Raw genomic sequence first — 1,766 nt, forward strand, 5'->3', positions numbered from 1 at the left:
CCGCTACAATCGATTCAACGAACTTTACTGCTGATGGTGCAAGGGATGGCGCGCTACAAACACTACGATTACAACCAGACCAAGATGATTCCGCTGCGTTTTGCGGATCAGATCCAGCCTGGCACGTTCGAATATACCCTCAATCATGTGGTCGATAATGACCTCGACCTCAGCCTGTTCAAATCCCGTTACCGCAACGATTACAACGGCGCTCCCGCGTACGATCCGGCTATCCTGCTGAAGATCGTTCTGTTTGCGTATTCCCGCGGTATTACTTCCAGCCGCAAGATTGCCCAGGCCTGTAAAGAGAACGTCCTGTTTATGGCGCTCTCCGCAGACAGCCAACCGCACCACAGCACCATCGCTGAGTTCATTGCACGCATGGATGACGTGATTGCGCCGTTGTTTACTCAGGTCCTGATGGTGTGTGACGGCATGAACCTGATCGGACGTGAGATGTTCGCCATCGACGGTTGCAAAATGCCCTCCAATGCCTCCAAGGAGTGGAGCGGTACACGGGCAGAGCTAAACCGAAAACAGGCGAAGATTGACAGCGCAGTTACACGGATGCTGAATGCCCATCAACAATCAGACAGCCGCGACCAAGATCCCGAGATCACCCAACGGCAACAGGCGCAGATCAAAAAACTGGAAGAGGTCTCCGCCAAGATAAAAAAGCACTTAGCGACCGAACCTGAGCGGCTCGGTCAGCGTGGCCGCCCGGTTAAAAGCAACATCACCGACAATGACAGCGCCAAGATGAAAACCGCCAAAGGTGTGATCCAGGGCTACAACGGTGTGGCGGCGGTGGACAGCAAGCACCAGATCATCGTGCATGCCGCAGCCTATGGTGCAGGTCAGGAACAACATACTCTCAGGCCCATGCTGTTTGGTATCCGGTATCAGTTCCGGCAACTGAAAAAGCCAGATGCACATATCCTGCGAACTGCACAGATTACCGCCGACAGCGGCTTCCACAGCGAAGCGAACATGAAGATGCTGTATCGCTTAGGCATAGATGGATACATCGCAGACAATCAGTTCCGCAAGCGCGATCCGCGCTTTATCGACTCCACAACGTACGCAGAGCAGCAGGCCAAACGCCGGAAAGCGCGGGGTTCCAACGCCAAGCGTTTTATCCCCGCCGACTTCGACTATGATCCGGCAAGTGAAACCTGCCGCTGCCCGGCTGGAAACGGCATGTGGCTCAACTTTAACGGTCAGATAGAGGGTCGTGACGTGATCCGCTTCCAGGGCTACCGCAAGCAGTGTCGCGTCTGCCCCTTGAAAGCACAATGCCTGCGGAATCCAAACCAGCAGGAAGGCCGTCAGGTGAGCTTTTATCCGAAAGGGAAGACAGCGGAAATCAGCTTTATGGATCGGATGAAAGAGAAGATTGACAGTCCGATGGGACGGCATGTGTATAGCCAGCGTCTGGGTACAGTTGAACCGGTGTTCGGCAACCTGGAAACAAACAAGGGGCTGAAACGGTTCTCGCTCAGAGGCAAAAGCAAGGTTAACGCCCAGTGGTTGATGTACTGCATGGTCCACAACATCGAGAAGGTCGCGACACAGGGTGAATTAAGGCATTAAGTGGCAAGATAGAGCCGGAATCACGGCTCTATCGGGCTGAAAGCATAAATAAAGCGTGTTTGAACTGGGATGCGAATATATCAAAAGCACCAGGCGAAACGCTGAAACGAACAGGGAGAGCTGCGGTAGATGGGTGTTTTCACAGAAAAATGTCTAATCCGACAGCCTCGTTA

Annotated in this window: 1 protein-coding gene; it reads left to right on the forward strand. The window is 53.4% G+C overall.

Annotated elements, in window-relative coordinates; all coding sequences use genetic code 11:
- A partial coding sequence (locus QKW35_RS21185; RefSeq protein ID WP_282356371.1) for an IS1182 family transposase occupies positions 1 to 1,593 on the forward strand: 1,593 nt, incomplete at its 5' end.
- Positions 1,594 to 1,766: the final 173 nt, after the last annotated feature.

The organism is Pontibacterium granulatum, from assembly GCF_029961155.1.
Classification (GTDB): domain Bacteria; phylum Pseudomonadota; class Gammaproteobacteria; order Pseudomonadales; family Balneatricaceae; genus Pontibacterium; species Pontibacterium granulatum.